Here is a 19,142-nt window from a genome sequence, read left to right as displayed (position 1 = left end):
CTTAATTATATTACATATAATAAGTTTGTACCATAGATTATTAGTAAAAATATGTAATTATGTAGTATACTTAAGTTACACAATTTTATTCTTTCAAAAAGGGGGACAACTTTTATGAAAAGAGTTGATGAAAGAGACACTATGTTCGCAAGAGCAAATTATCAAAAAGGGTCACAAGCTTACGAAGATTATTATATGAAGAATCCACATAAAAAATCTATCGATGATAGCATACGAAGCAGACCTAATCTATGTGAAGAAGGAACTATGACTTATAACGAGCTCAATAGTGCTATTCCAGAAGCTTCATTTCAATTTTTAGGAGATATAATTCACTTATGTGAAGGTAAGATAAATCCAGAAAAAATTATCTGTAGTAAAAAAGTAATAACAAAAAGAATAAAAGGTCTTGCAAAAAAATACGGTGCAAATCTAGTGGGAATAACTAAGCTTCAAGATTATCATTTCTATACTCATAGAGGAAGACATGAAGAAAACTATGGAGAAAAAATAAATTGCAATCATAAATATGCAATAGTATTTGCATGCGAAATGGATAAAGATATGATAAATAGAGGTCCAATGATATCCGAAGTTATAGAAACCTCAAAATGTTATGTTGATACAGCTATAGTAGGTATGATACTAAGTTATTATATAAGAAATTTGGGATATGACGCTCGTAATCATATGGATTCAAACTATTTATTAATACCAGGTTTAGTTGCCAAAGATGCAGGCCTTGGTGAAATAGGAAGAAATACAATACTAACAACAAAAGAATATGGATCTAGGGTAAGACTTGGGGTTGTAAGCACTGACTTAGAACTCGAAATAGACGAACCTATAACATTTGGACTTGAAGACTTTTGTAGGCTATGTAAAAACTGTGCCTTTACATGTCCGTCTCAATCTCTATCTAACGAAACTGAAAAATTTAGTAACGATAAGGTAAATTGGATCGTAAATCAAGAAACCTGTTATATAAAATGGAGATACCTAGGAACTGACTGCGGTATGTGTATAGCAAGCTGTCCTTTTAGCCAAGAAATGGAATCTATAAAAAAAGTAGATACATTTAAGGGAAATGAACAATTAATCGGTGAAGTATTAAGTGAGTTTAGAAAAAAATACGGAAAAAGACCATTCGTTCCTGGAAATCCCGACTGGTTGAGATAATTTATTATATTAATACCACTTAATATTAAAACAAATAACTAGTAAGATTTATAATAACTTCTATAAATCTTACTAGTTATTTAAACTTTTTCTATGCCTTGATTCAGCTATAATCCACAATATTAAAGGAATTATAACTTGAAATGGAAATGCATAATAAGGATATATTTTTAAACTAAAATCAAAAAATGACATTCTACTATTAGCAGTAATATACGCTAAGTTAAGACTGGCATAAGACATAGGAGTAACTATAAATCTATAATCATCCAACTCAAATATTTTTGCAATTCCATTAACAGATGCTAGTAAGCATACACTGAATTTAATAAAACCACCTAATATAAATATAAAAGTGGTTATTATTTCTAAACGTTGTAAAACATCCCCAATATCAAGTTTACCCACAGTTACATATCCCGGAAAATACGTTTCTATACACGTATTGACACCAAGGATTAAAACTTCAGCAGTAGATGTTATAAATATTATACTTCCTGATATTAACAACCCTAAAACATATACATTATATGTGAATTTTTTATTCTTAAATTTTGAAAATACCATAGTAAATATAACAATTTCACCAAATGGAAATGAAAACGCAGAAAAAGCACCATCCATTATAGGCTTAAAACCCTGTGATAATATAGGCTGTAAATTAGTTATTTGCATTTCATTACTTACCATAATTGCTAATGTAAGGACTACAATAACTATTAATGGAGCAAAAGTCTTAGCATATCTTCCCATTACCTCTATTCCATCTTTAAGTACCCATATTCCCAAAAAAGCTGTTATCATCATAGTAACCATCATAGGAGTTTCTTTAAGTACTACCAATTGAAATTCTCCAAAATCTCTTAGTATAAGACAGCTCAAATGAAGTGTGTACCAGACATATAATAATCCTATAAGCTTTCCTATAATATTACCAAAACATATTTCAAGTATATAAAATAAATTTTCACCTTTAAAAATACAGTTAAGCCTAGCATATATGATAGCCATACAAAACGCCATAAATATAGACAAAATAACAGACAACCATAAATCTTGTTTAGCTTGAAGACCAGTAACTATTACTCCTGATGTTCCTATTACAAACATTGTAATTAAACATATGCCTTCTTTGTCAGATATAATTTCTGTTTTCATTATAACTTGTTCCTCCAGAATACTAGGATTTACTATTTATTCTATCCTATATAGAAAGACTTCATTCTAAAAAATTCGTCTAATTGCAAGTAATGTATAAACAAACGACACGAACTATAAAGTCCATGTCGTTTATTATAAATATATTTTATTTCTTTAAAGCCAAGCTCTGTGATACTAACCTATAGTCATCTAAGATAGATCTATGAACAACATCACCTGTATCAAACTTAAATAATTCAAATATCCACTGTACAGCATACCCTATTCCAAATACATAAATCACAGTACCTATACCAACAGGTGCTCCAAGAATAATACCTATAATAAGAGCACACCCCTCTATAAAATTCCTTACAAATCTAACAGATTTGCCTGTTTTTTTAACCATAACCACCATAAGTCCATCTCTTGGTCCTGTTCCTAACTGAACCTTCATATATAAATAAGTTCCAAATGCCATAAGTATAATACCTATAACCATCATTATTATACCTTGAAGCATATTGTCACTGACAGGTATTATATTTGAATTATTTATTATGTCTGTAAATATACCTATAAGGATCATATTAGATATAGTCCCCCATCCTGGTATTTGTCCCATAAAAGTAGTGAACAATACTATCACAAGACCTGTAGCTATTTGAACATTACCAAGGCTCATTGGTATGTGTTTTATAACGCCTATATGAAAAGCATCCCAAGGTCCAAGACCTATATTTGCATTTACTTCTAATATAATTCCTATTGAACATACTATAAAACCAAATAATAAAGTCATAATTGTATTTATACATTTTTTCATATTTCATCTCTCCTGTGCCATTATATCCAATAATTATACCACACATTATATTTACTTTTTTAGTTTAAGGACTATTTGACTATGTTTTTCTTCAAAATCAACTTCAAACTCTTCAAATATATCTTTAACTAAATCTAACATATACTCTCTCGACTTAGTTCTATATTTAAAACCAATTCTATGTCCTATTTTTTCTTGCTTTTCATCCTTCACTGAAAATGGCAGTACAATATCAATTTTTCCTTTGAACCCTTTTGTAAGTTCGTATATTCCCTTATATAGTTTTGTTAAATTATCATCATCAAAAAACTCTGCAAATCCATTACATAATACTATTAAGTTATCGAAATTTTCAAAGTCATTCTTGTAATTTTTTTCATCAAAATAATCGAATACAGACATATTGTATCTACTTATATTAGTATCTTTACCAAACATTTTCAAACTTAAATTTTCATTATTTTTAAGCCACTTTTCATCTATATCTACATTAACTATTTTGTAATCTAAATCACTATGAATACCTCTCATTATTCTTTCAACCTCAAGGCTATCAAATCCGCCTCCACATCCTATATCTATAGCTGCAAAACCTTCTTTAATATTAAATACATAATTATGTACAGCATTGTTTACAAACTCAATAACAACATCTCTTCTCCAGTTAATAGGAGGTGCAACTTTTTCAAGCATTTTTTTATCTACTACTTTATTTAACCAACCTCCATGCGGCTGGCTTAAATGACAATAAAAAGTAACCTCTTCCGTTCCAGGTCTTTTGCACATTATATTAGCACAGGAACTAAGCTTTGTAAGCATATCTCCTAAAGCTGTAAGTTCGTATTGAGATTTTGGAAGATCATTATCTTCAAAACTACTTAAAAATATTTTCTCTCCTTCAAGTTCATAGTAAAATTTATTGTCCTCAGCTACAATATTATCCCATACTTTTTTTTGACTATTTATCTCATTCCAATTATTTATAAGGTTATCCATCTTAATTTTCTCCTTTTCCTGTAATTTCTACTTATTATAACATATTTTTTATATGATTATATATTTCAGCATAAATGGAAAACCTTATCTTTATAAACAATCTCTAAGATTAAATATATCTAAATAGCAAATTGTAACTATATCAGATTAACCTTTGAGATTCAGTTATGTAATCAATATACAAAAACAAATTGAGGTTAAAAATAAAATTAACTTTTTCACATTAATTGCTTACTTTAAATATGAATTATATTAATTTCCTACTCATTATGAAATAATTCATAATATCTTTTTATACTATATTCAATTTTTTCTAAATTAATATATCTAGCTTGTCTTATTGATTCCTTACCTTTAATAAATATAAGAATAGCTGGTATAGTAAAAATATTAAACTGAGCTGCTGCTTCTAAATTTTTATCTACATCTATTTCTACTAATTTTATCTTAGGATATGATTTTAATCTTTCACGCACTCTAGGCTTAAGTATGTTACATACACCACATCCTTTATTTCCAAAATAAACCAAAACCATATCGTTTTCTTTTATCAAATTATCAATAATCTCTTTTGTATATAATTTATCCATTAGTCAATTACCTCTTTTTTATTTATATTCTTTGATTATTTATATCTATAAATTACAATATTATGATGTATAAATCAAGCTTTTTCTATAATAATTAAAATATAATTATTTTTATTTACTTATTAATATTATCTATAAATTTAAATTTATACTCTTTACTTAAATTCAAAAAGATAGGGAATTATCCCTATCTTCTTTATCTCATATTTGAACATATTCATTAAGACCCGTTTGCAATATGAGCTATACATTAGTGTAACTCGAATTTTATTTTAAATTAATTACATTTGTTTTATCAACCCATTTACTATCTTTTACTTCTGAATTACTAATCATAATTTTATTACCTGAAGGACTCCATTTAATGTGATTTTCTAAATCTAAATATGTTGTAGATACTTGATTCTTTTTCTTTTTTTCAATATCAATTATAAAAAGTCCCTCATCCTCTTCTCCTCGTGAATTTAGAATATATGCAAGTTTTGATCCATCAGGTGACCAACTAGTTCCATATATCATTCTTCCTTCAGCTACAGCATCTTTATTTTTTCCTTCTAAATCTACTAATGAAACAGTTGTCTTATCTTTATTTAGATTATGTGTTTCAATAACAAATTGATTGTCTTTTGGAGATAAATGAAAGTCTACAACCCTATCTTCAATAAATAATTTTGTTTCTTTTGTGCTTATATTATATACTTTCATCTTTCTTTCTAATTCAATTTGCGTACTATAATATATTTTGTTTCCAACTTTTACAGCTTTATATATATATTCTTTATCTTCCACATCTTCTATCTTTATTTCTTTTCCACCTAAATTTATAATATAGAACCCTGTTCCTTTGTATGGCATTATTAATTCTTTATTATTAATCCATATAGCCTCTCCTAATTCCCCAATATAAGGTCCTTCAGCCTTAGCCTTTATATTGCCGTTTAAGTCTATAATATAACGTATATGTCTAGCGGAATCTACGAAAAATATATGCTTTTTATCCGGTGAAACATTAATATATTGATATGGTAAATTTTCAGTAGTAAATTCCTTTTTTATAAAATTCAAAATATCTTTTACATCATAAACTAATTTTTCAAGTTTATTGTTTTCATTCTCTTTTATTCCAATTATTTTATCATTCTCTACCCAATCATATCCTTTTAATCCTTCATATACATTAATTTTTTCAACAATATCTTTTCCTACAGTATAATTAGTATCTGCTATAACAGTTATTTCTTTATTTTCTTTTTTAATAATTTCACGGTCTGTTTCAAGATCTTTTGTACATCCAACAAATAGAAGTAAAGTACTTATTAGGACTAGATATATTGATAATTTTCTTTTTTTCATATTCTATATCACCTTCTTTAATTTAGCGTTAAAAAAACAGAGGTTTGTATTCCCTCTGATTTTTAATTATATATTCTTTATATAATGTTTTTAAGACTATTTCCATTCCTTAATCAAACTTGCACCAACAACTTTATCTGTACTAGGATCATATGCTATGCTTAGAACAAGACCTTTATAATCAAAGTTACTGTATCCAGATACATTGTCCTCTAGTACAGGTTTTCCAAAAATATTTTTAAAATCATCGATTTTTCCACCAACGCTCGCTCCATTAAAGTCAATATCACTGTTATAAATAGCAATTTCATTTACACTTTTGCCATCTTCTCCAAACCAAACTCTAATATCCTCACTTAAAAACTCTAATCCACCTTCATCAACAACATTAGGTTCTTCTCCTATGGCATCAATAATTTCTTCTCTACTTAACCCAATTAACTTTATATACTTTTCAAGAGAATTTTTTTCATCTTCTTTAGTCACATTCTCTTTCTTAGATACTTCTGAATCTGATGTAATATCCTGCTTTGTACCTTCTTTCTCTATGCTACTTTCTTGCTTTATTTCTTCCTGAGACATGCTACTTTCATCCTTATTCGTACATGCTATCATTGATAATCCTAATACTAAAACAATTCCCATAGTTATTATTTTTTTCATAATTTCTACCTCTTTCCTATAATTACATATTTGATTAACTAAGGTAATTATACAAAATAAATATTTCTAAAATATATAAATTTGTTTCCAAAGTGTAAACTTTTTAGAGCAGAGGAAAAGATACTAGAACAGTTGTCCCTTCTGATCTTGTATCTATTATAGAAATAGTGCCTCTTTGCTTTTCTACTAGTTCTTTTACAATAGCAAGTCCCAATCCTGTTCCACTGTTTTCTTTAGATCTATTCTTATCTACTGTATAAAATGAATCAAACACTTTTTCTCTGTCTTCTTTAGGTATTGTATTTCCTGTATTGTATATTTCTATATAAACTTTCTCTTTTTCAATGTAATTCGTGATAAAAACATATCCTTCAGGCATATTGTATTTTATTGCATTATCAATAAGATTTATAAAAATATGCATCAAACTTTCCTTATCTCCTAAAATAACTGATTCTACTAACTTTATATCCAAACTTATATTAAATTTTTGTGCTTTTCCTCTCATTCTATTACAAACATCTTCTATCAGTTCTTTTATTTCTATTTTTTCTGACTGAAGTTCAAAATCGTATTTTTCTTGAGAGGATAAATGCAGTACTTTATTCACCAATTCATAAAGCCTATCTGCTTCTTTTTCTATATTAGATCTTGCTTCTTTTATTAAATTAGGATCATCTTCATATATATTTAATAAATCAATATAAGCTTTAATGCCTGTTAATGGAGTTTTAAATTCATGTGTAATATTCCCAATAAAAGTTTTCTGCTGTTTTTCTAGTGCTCTAAGTTTTTGTACTGCTAACCTTAGCTTACTCTGTTCGTCTTCCATTTCATAAATATTTTTTCTAATTTGATTGTTCATATAATAAATTCCGTTACTCAAGTCTCCAATTTCATCATTTCTTTTAATAGGAACAATACAATTATAATTTCCAATTCTAATTGTATCTACATCTTTCTTTAACACCAAAATAAGCTTTACAAATTTATCAAAATAATAATATCCACTTATAAAACTCAATACAAATACAATGATTCCAATACTAATAAAAAGCCTTGTTACTTGTTTGTAAAAATCAATATATTTTTTTAAAGAATACTGAAACCTAATAACACCAATCTGCCCATTTATATCGTATAGAGGTGACATATAATCCATTGTATCTCCTATAATTTGATACGATATATTATCCTTTAATGCATACGATAAAATATCCTCTGTATCCATTTTACTAGAAAAAAGTAATGAATTTCCTATTTCATTTCCTGACATATCATATATTGCAACATTCATACCCATCATACGATCCAATTGTTTTGCAATATTGGCACTATTATTTTGTAAAAATTCATTTATATCATTTGGATTTTTTGCATAATAAAAATCTCTTATATACATATTGGCAACCTTGGCTTGTTGCGCTATATATGATTCTTGTTCTCTTTGTTGATTTTTCTTTATTCCACGAAGCACAAATATACTTAACATACATACTGTTAAAAGTAACAATATAGCCAAAAAAACACTTAATTTCGTCCTAATACTTATCTTCATTCAAAATCACCGGTTGCCTTATACCCTACTCCAAATATTGTTTTTATTATATTTTGATATTCAGAACCTAGCTTTTTTCTCAATCTTTGAATATGAATATCTACTGTACGAGTCCCACCTATATACTCCATTCCCCAAACTAAATCTAACAATTCTTCTCTTGTATATACTCTTTCTAGATTGGATAATAAAATAACCAACAAATCAAATTCTTTTGGTTTTAATTCTAAGCATTTATCTTCAATTATTACTTTTCTGTATTTTGGAATGACTCTTAAATTTTTAATTATGATTTCATTAACTTCAGGTTTATTAGAAGTCTTTTGTAGCCTTCTTAATAATGATTTACTTCTTGCTATTACTTCTCTTATATCAAAAGGCTTAGTTATGTAATCATCCGCTCCAAGTTCTAATCCCAATACCTTATCCACAATATCATCTTTAGCCGTTACTAGAATAATACCTATATCATCTCTGTTGCTTACTTTTTTACATACCTCAAACCCATTCATCTTTGACATCATGATATCTAAAATAATCAAATTCGGTTGAAATATTGATATCTTCTCTAATGCTTCAATTCCATCATATGCTACTTCAACAATATATCCTTCTCTTTTAAATCCATAAGAAATTGCATGAGCAATAGTTTTTTCATCGTCTACTATTAATATTTTATCTTCCATATTTTTATATTCTGCTCCTTTTTTATAATAAACCTATCATTCTATTTATGATATAACATTTTAAATCGTATGTATATCAAAAGATCAGCCTATATTATTATAACTAATATTTTGTGTTAATTTGCATAAATTTGATTATTTATATAATCAAAAATAGAGGCATCAGCCTCTATTTTTATATATATTTATTCAGTAGTATCATAAATATCACTGTTTCTAAAATGCACATATAATTTATTGTTTAATATATTTTTATTTATATTTTCTTTTTTAGGTGTTACAATATAAAGATCTATATCCATATCTTTAATATCTTTAATTCTATTTTGAGACCATTCGTCATTTTTTAAAAGATCAAACGAAAAACCTTCCCACATTATACCATTTATGTGTTTTGCGGAGTAATTTTTTGCAGTTTCAAATCCCCAGTTTTGAACAATTTCTAAATCCTTATAATTATTTTTTATTCTAAGTAAAAATTTTTCATAATTCTCCCTCATACCTTTTTTATCATTTTCACGCCAATTAGAATCATCTATATCCCCAACCGTATCTAAAAATACACCATCTAAGTTTTTATCAACAATATGCAAATATAGTTGTTCTAAAAGAAAATTTTGATAACCTTTTTTTCTTATATCCATATACCAAGATTGCCATTTATAAATTTTGATTTTTTCATTGTAAGGCTTATAAAACCAAGAATCTTTCAGCCCTACAAATTCTATATTATTCTCATTCTGCTCAACAACAGACATATAGCCTAAAACTTTTACTCCTAGATTTTTCAAAGTAATAACTTGATTTTTTGTTATATTTCTAGGTTCTATTATTACAAGCGAATACTTTGATAATTCCTTTATCTTCTTGTCATTTATATCTCCATAATATATTATAAAATCTTGTATACTATTTTCAACTTCTAAAATATTCTTTTCTTCCTTTATATTGTAATTTGCACTTATAGGTTCATTGATTGGAATAATAAATGTTCCTACTAATGCCATAATTACTATAAATATAATCATATATCCATGCTCCATATTATTCACCTTTTTATATTTTTCTTATCAAATAATCGAATAAACTGAAATATGCTCAACTTATTCATTCTCAATATCATTTGATAAAGTATTTATATTATTTGCAATACTTGCAAATATACCCTTTTCTTCTGCAATAAATAACGGTTGTTTTCCAAATGTATAGTAATTTATATCTTTTAAGAATCTTACCATTATTACAATGGCTATAACCAAAGTTATAAATGAACCCATAAAATATCCAAATCCATAAAATTCAATACCCTTTGGTATAAAATATAAGGTAAATATTGCATTAGACAACATAAATAAAGATGCTATGGTTAATGCAAACTTTCTTGATTCAAAATAAAGTAAAATAAGAATTATTATTAATATAAATATATTACATAAAGCTCCAAGAGCAGCTATTCTAAATATATCTCTTATTATTATAGGTATACCTAAGTATGAAAATATCTTTCCAGAAATGACTATTAGTGTTAAAGAAATTATTGTTTGAGTCTCCATTGTGTATATCATTTGTTTGTATACAGATTTCTCCATTTGCTTTCTTGCTACTTCTATATCATCATATGTTCCATTTTCCATTGAAAGCGTATAGTACTTTTTATATTTATCATAGAATTCAGTTTCGATAGATACCATAAAAAGAACCATTGTAGGTATAACAGTTAAGTATGCTATAAATACAGCATTATCATAAAGAGGTGCATATTTATATGTTTCATATATATCTACTCCTAATGGAGAATACCACATCAAAATATCATCAATCCATAATCCTAATGTGTAAAAAAGACCTATATAAAATAAGCTATAAAACTTGCTTAAATATCTAAGAAAATCATACTCCTTATTGTTGCTAACATAAAAAGTTGATAAAAAACTATATAATAAAATTGAATAAGTAACTATTATTCCAATCAAATATGCTAAAAGCAACCCACTTGCAATAGAATATTCTTTAAATTGTAATGAATAATTAATAAATATGACTGATAATATAATGGAAATTATACCTCCAATTATATAAGCATATGAAATTATGGAATAGTTCTTTATAGCACTTAAATAAACCATTATAATCCATATCAATGATATAAATACAAATAACGAAAGTGACATAAATTTATAATATAAAGGCAATTGATTTTTGTAATAATAAATAAAACCTACAATATAAGTTATTACAAATACTAATCTGCTAAGACCTGTGAATGATGATTTGATGTAATCATAATCTTTAACATATAATTTATCAGATATATATCTAGTTATTAACAGCTGCCATGGCGCAGTTATTATTTGAGAAAATACAAAACTATAAACTATTGTTCCCATAAATAAATCTTTTTGAGACATATCATCAAAATAATACTCAGACATAAACAATAGTATATTCACAGTCAAAACTGCTGCTATCCAAGGCCCAGCCGCAACTATTGACGAATACATATACGCCTTTAACCTTGTAGTAAAAAATTCTTCTTTAAACAATTTTTTTAAAGTAAATCCTATACCCGCCATAAAATCACCTTAAACTTTCATATACTTCATTGTATTTTTCTATAAACATTCTATTTGTATAATATTTTTCAACTCTTTCTCTACCATTTTGGGACATCTGTGTTCTTAACTTTTTATCTTTTAACAATCTAATTATTGCATTTGCTGTATCGTTTGGAGAAACAGGACTAGTTATTATTCCAGACAGTCCTATATTATCATCTTCTTTTCCTTCCAAAAGTTCTTTGCATGATCCAACATCTGTTGCTACAAATGGAATTTCACACGCCATACCTTCAAGTATAACTAATGGCTGACCCTCTGATATAGATGTTAAAATCAATAAATCTAACCTTTTTAAATATTTTTTTATATCTACTTTTCCTGTAAACTTTATATTTTCTTCAAGTTCTAAGTTTTTAACTAATTTTAAACATTCTTCATAATATTCCATATCTTCATCATATGGTCCTATTAAATATAATTTAACGTTAGGTATTTCAGATTTAACTAATTTAAATGCTCTTATTAAAGTTTTCACATCTTTTATAGGCACTATTCTTAAAATTGCTCCTATATTAAACCCCTCATGTTCTTCATGTTCTGCAGTGAATTTATTTAAATCTACCCCATTAGGTATTACTATAGTTTTCTCCTTATTACTTCCAAGTTCAAGTTGTATATTTTTATTTCTTTCAAATAATGATACAACAGAATCTGCTCCTTTATATGAGCCTATAGATATAAAGTAAAAAAAATCTATCCATATTTTTTTATATATTCCTGTAACCCACTTAGCTCTTATTATCTCTTCTTCTCTTTCTCTTGCATAGATTCCGTGCTCTGTTAAAATAAATGGTTTGTTATTTTTAATTTTACATAATAATCCTAAAAAACCTGCATATCCAGTAGATACTGAATGATATATATCTGCTTTTGGAAGTTCACTTTGAACTATACTTATGAAAGGTATAAACATAGACCTTATAGTCCAAAAAAATTTATTAAATTCTTCTTTATTATAATTATCTTGATAAAATCTTAATATCATATTCCAAAAGAACCTACTTTGCAAAAACTCTACACAATTTCCAAATCTTTTTTTATTTGATATTATATTTATAATTAAATTCCAATCTACATTTTTATCAAATCTGAAAAACTTTTCTACCTCTATTAATTCTTTTTTATTAAGTTGTGGTTCTTTATTTTTTTTATTTGGTTCTAAATAAAAATAATCATTTAAATATATAGTTTTAATTTCAGTAATATTAGATGGTATTTTATATTTATATTCTAAATTACTTTCTCTAGATGGCATTATTGAAACTATTTTAAAGGTTTTATCATTCATCTCATTTACTAGTTGATTAATCCACGAAGAAACTCCTCCAGATATATAGGGATATGAACCTTCTGATAAAATACAAATTTCCATATTATCGTCCTCTTTCTATTTCCAATAATCAACAATAGGTTTATACCTATCAGGAATATTCAAATCTAAATCAATAATTTTTTTGGCTATATTAGAAACTTCTTTATAATTATCCATTAAATAAAATGCCTTCATAGAATATATATAGTGTTCAAATTCTTGAGTATAGTTTTCATATAATGTTTTCAATATTTTAATAGATTCTTCTGTTTTGTCTAAATTCATATATACATCTGCTATATCTAATAAAAGATTATACTCTTCACCGAATTTATCTTTAAATTCCATTAATATATCTAAATATTGTTGTAATAAAATATTTTTTAGCTGTATACTAAGCAGTCCTGAATTTAAATATTTATCATATACTTTTATTAGTTTTTTTAATGTTTCCTCATCCCTTTTTTTATTATAAGAATCTCTTAAAAAATTTATTTCATGTTCATATTCACTTTCTAATAAATTTAATGTAGATGATGCATAATGAACAACCTCTGGGTCTTCATCTCTTAAAGCAGTTTTAAGTATTTTAACTTTCAAATCAATATCCTCTGCAATAAGATCTACTATTACATCTTTTTTCTTTTCATTGGATGAATATTTTAAAATATCTAATGCTGACGTCATATTAATTTCTTTTTCAAAGTCAACTTGATGTTTCACAATAATTTGATCTACATATTCTATATATTTTTCATAATCCTCTATCATATTATTTTTAGATTTATTTAAAAATAATAATAAATCTAAAATTGATAAAAGTATCAGTCCAATTACAGGAAAAAACAAGCCTAAATATAGTGGTAATTTTTTTTCATCTTTAATGAGCATCTTATTAATAAAGTATATACCCAATATAATAAACAAGTGTATAAATAAAAAGCTACCTAAGTTTAAAGTTTCATATACATATGTTAAAATGCATATAACTATTTCTAAAATAGCTCCTGTAAAATAAATAATGGGACTTAAAAATTTCATTAATATCACCTATTTTAATTTTATTTCAATTTTTGATTCATTTGCCTCTATCAAATAAAGCCCTGTATCTTTATCTATTAATGTAAATTTCCCACCATCAATACTTGATATTTTATCTTCTTTTATTCTTAGATAATGATATGCAGGAGGTATTAGTTTATCATGATAAATATTTATAACCTTATCTTTTTTAGTTAAATAAACTTTTAATTCTTCCTTTTCAACATATTCTCTATATGCTTTTATATTGGTCATCGGTCTTAAATAGGAAAACTTATCATATACATCTGAAAATATACTGCTCAAATCTTTTTTCATCTCATTCCATGTTCTTCCGTTTGATCTTTCTTCGTCTAAAATATCATCTGGATGAATAAAATGATTAAATATTCCATAATGTGCTATACCATTATAGATATCCCACATAAGTTCAGGGCTATAATCCTGACCAGAGCTTAATCTTGGAAAATCATATGTTCCTGAAACATCTGGATCTTTTCCAAATTCTTGATATAAAACACCCTTTTCACTCTCTCCTGTATAAAGTGATGCAAAAACCTTCAAATCTTTAAATACTTTTTTAACTGCAATTTTTCCATCTTTAGATATAATATTGGAAGGAGGAACATAAGTATATATTTTTATATTTCCATACATATTTTCTATATTATTTTTTAATATTTTTAATGATTCTTCCATAGTTTCTCTCGATTCCCACTCATTATATCCGTAATCTTCAAAATTCATTTGTCCCTTTAAAGCTAAAGAGTTATGATTATATCCATGTACTCCAATTTCTCCCTGAGTTTCTGAGAGTCTTCTTCCAAAATATTTTATATCCTGAAGCTGTAATTTATTTAATTTTTTCAAAGGTTTTTCCGTTTTATCAGTGTATGTTCCAATGATAAGACCTGTATATTTTATATTATATTTCTCTGCTAAATTATACATATCCGACCACCATATATTTTTATAAAAAGAGTTATTATCCATATTATATTGAGAATATATAATATCATCTTTACCTTGCTTTATCGGAGAAGGAAAATCATCAATATCAACTATTTTCGCATTAAATATGGTTGATAAAAAATAATCTCCCATATATGAAATATATTGAAGCATTAACCCCCTATTTACTTTATCCATTAAAAGTGTAGAGTTGACATAAAGAATTTCTCCTTTACCGTATTTATTAGTCCATATGATAGGTTTATTTTCAGAAGTTGCAAGCACATCTACATTATTATTTAATATAACATCCAAAGATGAATGCACTACTTTTTTGCTTTTTATCTCTATTTCATCAAGTCCTGGAAATATATCTTTTTCGAATTTGAATCCATATAAAGATTTCGTAAGAAATCCTTTATTTTCTTTTATTCCAACTATATCATTGAACTCATTAAAAAAAGCTCTAACTAAAAATACAGTATTACCTCCATTTTTAATATAATTTCTTATTGTATTCGTATTTCTAATTTCATAAAGTCTTTCACTTCCTATTACTAATACATCATCTTTTTTTAATTTTTCTATTTCTTTTTCAGCTTCTTTTGATTCAATGTCTACTAACTTATAATTTAACTTTGCCATATTAAATGTATAATACATATTATTGTATATATCTCTAGATCCCTTATCTTTATTTGAATATAATACAAGTATTTTTTTATAATCGATGGGAATAGTTGAAGAAATATAATTTAGTTTACTTTCTTGATAATTTTGATTAATGTTAAATGTTTTTTCAAATACTCCTGACCTCACCAGTTGTATAATAATTGCGCATATTAGTATTGACACTAATATATAAATACTACTTTTTTTTATGTTCATCATCTTATCCTCTCAATCTTATAATCAAAACCCTGTAGTATTCTTTTTTCAATAACGTCACACACACTGATAGGAGTTGCAGGTAGTAAAATATATATCATATTACTTTTTTCATCATAAAATACAACATCCACAGTTCTAATTATTTTGCTTAATTTATCGTCTAAATATTTTATACCCATATCCTTATTTTTAAATTTTAAAACCCCATATTCTAAATCATATCTTTCTTTTCTCTCTTTTTCTTCATCAAGTCTTTCTTTAAAAAATTCATATTTTATTATATTAGTATTTTCATAATATTTTTTCTTATTAAGTTCTAATTCTACCTCTATTGCTTGAACTAATGCTTTATTTATCCACTCCACAATTACTTTAAATAAGTTAAAGGAATACTCTGTAATCATCTCAAAATCCATTTTCTCTATATTTATAACTGCTATAACTCTATTGTCTTTTATAATAGGTCCAGAAAGAAGTGGAAATTCACTTTCGCAATTTCCATTTCTTTTTATAGTAATTTTTTTATTTATAAGTTTTCTAAAACAGAACTTATCCAATATGTTTATAGAATTAGGTATTTGTTTGCCTTCTCCTTTTTTTAACTTTAACCTTAGATATTTATCATCTTCGCTTACAGTATATATAGACATTGTTTTAGCTTTTAAAAATTTAGATAATATATGCATTATTTCTGTGTATATTTCTTCTGAATCCAATGTCTCTAGTGTTGATGCTATTTCATATAGAGAAACTATACTGTATTCGGCTCCAACTATTTGTTTTCTTAATTCTTCCTTTATAAATCTTAATTTTTCATATCCATTCATTAAATTATCATATTTTTCACTTAGACTATCATATTCTAATTTTAAATTACTGATATTAAAATCATAATTGTCTTTAAATCTTCCAAAAATTATAGCTGAGAGGAAAAACATAAGTAAAAATTTATAATAAGAATAATCTATAAAAAATAGGAATAAGTCTCTTCCCAAAAGCCAGTATGAATAAATAAATGTTATAGATGCTATTATTGCACTTAAAACGCCTAGATAATTACCATACCTAAGAGCCATGGCAACTACTACTATAACAAGAGGATGTATATTCATATTTATAAAATTATCTTTTGTTGGATTCATATGAAAAAATATAAAAAATATAATACCATTTAATAATATATTTTCAATTAAACAAAATTTTAATTTCTTTTTGATCAATCTAATTCCTCCTATAATATTCTACTGTTTTTCTTAGGCCTTGCTCTAAAGAAAATTTAGGATTCCAATTAAGCATGCTTAATGATTTATTAATTTCAAAATACGAATGTTTTATATCCTCAGGTCTTTCATCTTCAAATACTACATTTATATCTTTATTCTCTATATTTCTAATAATTTTAAAAAGTTCTAAAACAGATGTATGTTTCCCCGTTCCTATATTAAAGATTTCTCTATTTCCATATTTCATAGAATTTATATTTGCATCAACTACGTCCTCAACATATATATAATCTCTTGTTGCACTTCCATCACCAAATATTTTAATACTCTTACCATTGATAATTCTATCTAAAAATATAGATATAACTCCACCTTCTCCATTTTTATCGTCCCTAATACCATAAACATTAGAGTATCTTAAAATTGTATAATCTAAATTATATAATTTTGAATAAATAGATATGTAATATTCAGGGCTTAGTTTAGATAAACCATAAAACGAAATAGGTTGTTTATGATGTTTTTCATCTATTCCCAAATAATCAGGATTCCCATAAACTGCAGCAGTAGAAGAATAAATTATTTTCTTTACATTATTTTTTCTGCAAGCTTCTAAGATATTTATAGTTCCTATTACATTAACATTTGCATCATATATAGGATCCTTGATAGATTTTTGAACATTTATTTGAGCTGCCATATGATACACAATATCAAATTTTTCATTTTCGAATATTTTTAAAACATCTTCATCACATATATCCATTTTATAGAACTTAGCTTTCGAGTTTAAATTCTCAACTTTACCTGTTGTTAAATCATCCATAACAACAACCTCATAATGTAAATTTATAAGCTCGTCCACTAAATTAGAACCTATAAACCCAGCTCCTCCTGTGACTAGTATTTTCACAAATAATTCCTCCTGTTTTATAATGTCATTAGCTTATTACAAAATCTTAAATTTCTCGGAATATTCTATTATACTGTTTTAGTTTTTGACAATTCTTTATTTTCATTCTAATTTTTATAATTTAAATAAGTTTTTACTTAAATAAAATAAAAAACATTAATATAAAACACTTGTTATAATTAATTTCTATTACAATAACTTAATTATATCAATACCCTTAGTATTCGACAAGTTTCTCAACAATGAATTAGAATCTTTTTAAATACAATTTAATTTATTGAATGCGACCGCATTTCTTACATCAAAGTTCTTTTATTTGTAAGAGAAAAAAGATGTAAAAAAAGACCTGTAAAAAAATTTTCACAGGTCCCTGTATACTTTTTATAATTTTATTAAAAATTCCTTTCTTTTATTGTTACTCCATATTTTTTAAATATATTACTTGCTTTCTCAACATCTTCATCAGTTGCATCAGGAATTCCTTTAAGAGGGTAATCATATCCAAGCTCTTTCCACTTAAATTTTCCCATTGAATGATAAGGAAGTATTTCTATTTTTTCAACATTCCCAAGAGTCAAAAGAAATTTTGCAAGATTTTTAATATCTTCTTTATTATCTGTAACTCCAGGAACTAATACATATCTTATCCAAACAGGTATATTTCTTTTTTCTAAATGTTTAGCTAAATTCAAAGTTTTATCATTATATACCCCTGTTAAATTCTTAAAAGAATCTCTATCTATATGTTTTATATCTAAAAGAACTAAATCTGTATAATCTAGGATAGGATCTATCACCTCTATATCTACAAATCCAGAAGTATCAACAGCTGTATGAATACCGCTCTCTTTAGCTTCTATTAATAATCTTTTTAAAAATTCTGGTTGAAGAGTAGGTTCTCCACCTGATACGGTAAGCCCTCCTCCAGAAGTTTTCATAAAAGGAATATATTTTTTAACATCATCAATAAGTTCATTTGTAGTATACTCTTTGCCACCTTGTGTATCCCAAGTATCTCTATTGTGACAGTATTTACATCTGAGAGGACAACCTTGAGTAAATACTATATATCTTATTCCTGGCCCATCAACAGTTCCAAAAGTTTCTATAGAATGAATTCTACCTTTAATTGACATTTAAATCTCCTCCTTAATAAAGTAAATCTTGATTAATATAAACTTTTTACTTTAACTAAATTTATA

The 19,142-nt window shown here is 26.0% G+C and carries 17 protein-coding genes; 1 reads left to right on the top strand and 16 read right to left on the bottom strand.

Annotated elements, in window-relative coordinates; genetic code table 11:
- The first annotated feature begins 114 nt into the window (after positions 1-114).
- Positions 115-1,179 (top strand): reductive dehalogenase domain-containing protein, encoded by a 1,065-nt coding sequence (locus tag P4S50_RS03405; RefSeq protein ID WP_277733117.1) that lies wholly within the window; start codon positions 115-117, stop codon positions 1,177-1,179.
- 72 nt (positions 1,180-1,251) lie between these two features.
- Here the strand turns inward: P4S50_RS03405 and P4S50_RS03400 are convergent, their stop codons facing one another.
- The 16 genes from P4S50_RS03400 to pflA form a co-directional block, all read right to left on the bottom strand.
- Complete coding sequence (locus P4S50_RS03400) at positions 1,252-2,337, bottom strand: GerAB/ArcD/ProY family transporter (protein ID WP_277733115.1); 1,086 nt, start codon at positions 2,335-2,337, stop codon at positions 1,252-1,254.
- Positions 2,338-2,485: 148 nt separating this feature from the next.
- Complete coding sequence (locus P4S50_RS03395; protein WP_277733113.1) at positions 2,486-3,145, bottom strand: YczE/YyaS/YitT family protein; 660 nt, start codon at positions 3,143-3,145, stop codon at positions 2,486-2,488.
- A 51-nt stretch (positions 3,146-3,196) separates the two neighbouring features.
- Complete coding sequence (locus P4S50_RS03390; protein WP_277733111.1) at positions 3,197-4,141, bottom strand: class I SAM-dependent methyltransferase; 945 nt, start codon at positions 4,139-4,141, stop codon at positions 3,197-3,199.
- 260 nt (positions 4,142-4,401) lie between these two features.
- Positions 4,402-4,731, bottom strand: a complete 330-nt coding sequence (locus tag P4S50_RS03385; RefSeq protein ID WP_277733109.1) for a thioredoxin family protein — start codon at positions 4,729-4,731, stop codon at positions 4,402-4,404.
- Between the two features lie 267 nt (positions 4,732-4,998).
- Positions 4,999-6,084 carry a TolB family protein gene (locus tag P4S50_RS03380; protein WP_277733107.1) on the bottom strand — a complete coding sequence of 362 codons (1,086 nt, stop codon included), beginning with the start codon at positions 6,082-6,084 and terminating at the stop codon, positions 4,999-5,001.
- A 96-nt stretch (positions 6,085-6,180) separates the two neighbouring features.
- A complete protein-coding gene (locus P4S50_RS03375; protein ID WP_277733106.1) occupies positions 6,181-6,747 on the bottom strand; it encodes a hypothetical protein in 567 nt (188 codons plus the stop codon).
- A 103-nt stretch (positions 6,748-6,850) separates the two neighbouring features.
- Positions 6,851-8,305, bottom strand: coding sequence for a sensor histidine kinase (locus tag P4S50_RS03370; protein ID WP_277733105.1), 1,455 nt, complete (start codon positions 8,303-8,305; stop codon positions 6,851-6,853).
- Positions 8,302-8,991 (bottom strand): response regulator transcription factor, encoded by a 690-nt coding sequence (locus P4S50_RS03365; RefSeq protein ID WP_277733103.1) that lies wholly within the window; start codon positions 8,989-8,991, stop codon positions 8,302-8,304. Before P4S50_RS03365 ends, P4S50_RS03370 begins: the two co-directional genes overlap by 4 nt.
- Positions 8,992-9,176: 185 nt before the next feature.
- Positions 9,177-10,019 carry a glycoside hydrolase family 66 protein gene (locus tag P4S50_RS03360; protein ID WP_277733101.1) on the bottom strand — a complete coding sequence of 281 codons (843 nt, stop codon included), beginning with the start codon at positions 10,017-10,019 and terminating at the stop codon, positions 9,177-9,179.
- A gap of 75 nt (positions 10,020-10,094) precedes the next feature.
- The gene (gene pelG / locus P4S50_RS03355) at positions 10,095-11,564 is read right to left on the bottom strand and encodes an exopolysaccharide Pel transporter PelG (protein ID WP_277733100.1); all 1,470 of its coding nucleotides are present in this window, start codon (positions 11,562-11,564) and stop codon (positions 10,095-10,097) included.
- 4 nt (positions 11,565-11,568) lie between these two features.
- On the bottom strand, positions 11,569-12,981 hold the full coding sequence (gene pelF, locus P4S50_RS03350) for a GT4 family glycosyltransferase PelF (protein WP_277733099.1): 1,413 nt from the start codon (positions 12,979-12,981) through the stop codon (positions 11,569-11,571).
- 15 nt (positions 12,982-12,996) lie between these two features.
- Positions 12,997-13,962: a hypothetical protein gene (locus tag P4S50_RS03345; RefSeq protein WP_277733098.1), complete on the bottom strand. Its 966-nt coding sequence runs from the start codon at positions 13,960-13,962 to the stop codon at positions 12,997-12,999.
- Positions 13,963-13,971: 9 nt separating this feature from the next.
- Positions 13,972-15,801: a DUF2194 domain-containing protein gene (locus P4S50_RS03340; RefSeq protein ID WP_277733096.1), complete on the bottom strand. Its 1,830-nt coding sequence runs from the start codon at positions 15,799-15,801 to the stop codon at positions 13,972-13,974.
- Positions 15,801-17,024: a GAF domain-containing protein gene (locus P4S50_RS03335; protein WP_277733094.1), complete on the bottom strand. Its 1,224-nt coding sequence runs from the start codon at positions 17,022-17,024 to the stop codon at positions 15,801-15,803. Before P4S50_RS03335 ends, P4S50_RS03340 begins: the two co-directional genes overlap by 1 nt.
- A gap of 1 nt (position 17,025) precedes the next feature.
- A complete protein-coding gene (locus tag P4S50_RS03330; protein WP_277733093.1) occupies positions 17,026-17,940 on the bottom strand; it encodes an NAD-dependent epimerase/dehydratase family protein in 915 nt (304 codons plus the stop codon).
- A 392-nt stretch (positions 17,941-18,332) separates the two neighbouring features.
- Complete coding sequence (pflA, locus tag P4S50_RS03325) at positions 18,333-19,076, bottom strand: pyruvate formate-lyase-activating protein (RefSeq protein ID WP_277733092.1); 744 nt, start codon at positions 19,074-19,076, stop codon at positions 18,333-18,335.
- Between the last annotated feature and the right edge of the window lie 66 nt (positions 19,077-19,142).

Source organism: Tepidibacter hydrothermalis (genome assembly GCF_029542625.1).
In the GTDB taxonomy this organism is placed as follows: domain Bacteria; phylum Bacillota; class Clostridia; order Peptostreptococcales; family Peptostreptococcaceae; genus Tepidibacter_A; species Tepidibacter_A hydrothermalis.
This window is presented reverse-complemented; position numbering and strand designations above follow the sequence as displayed.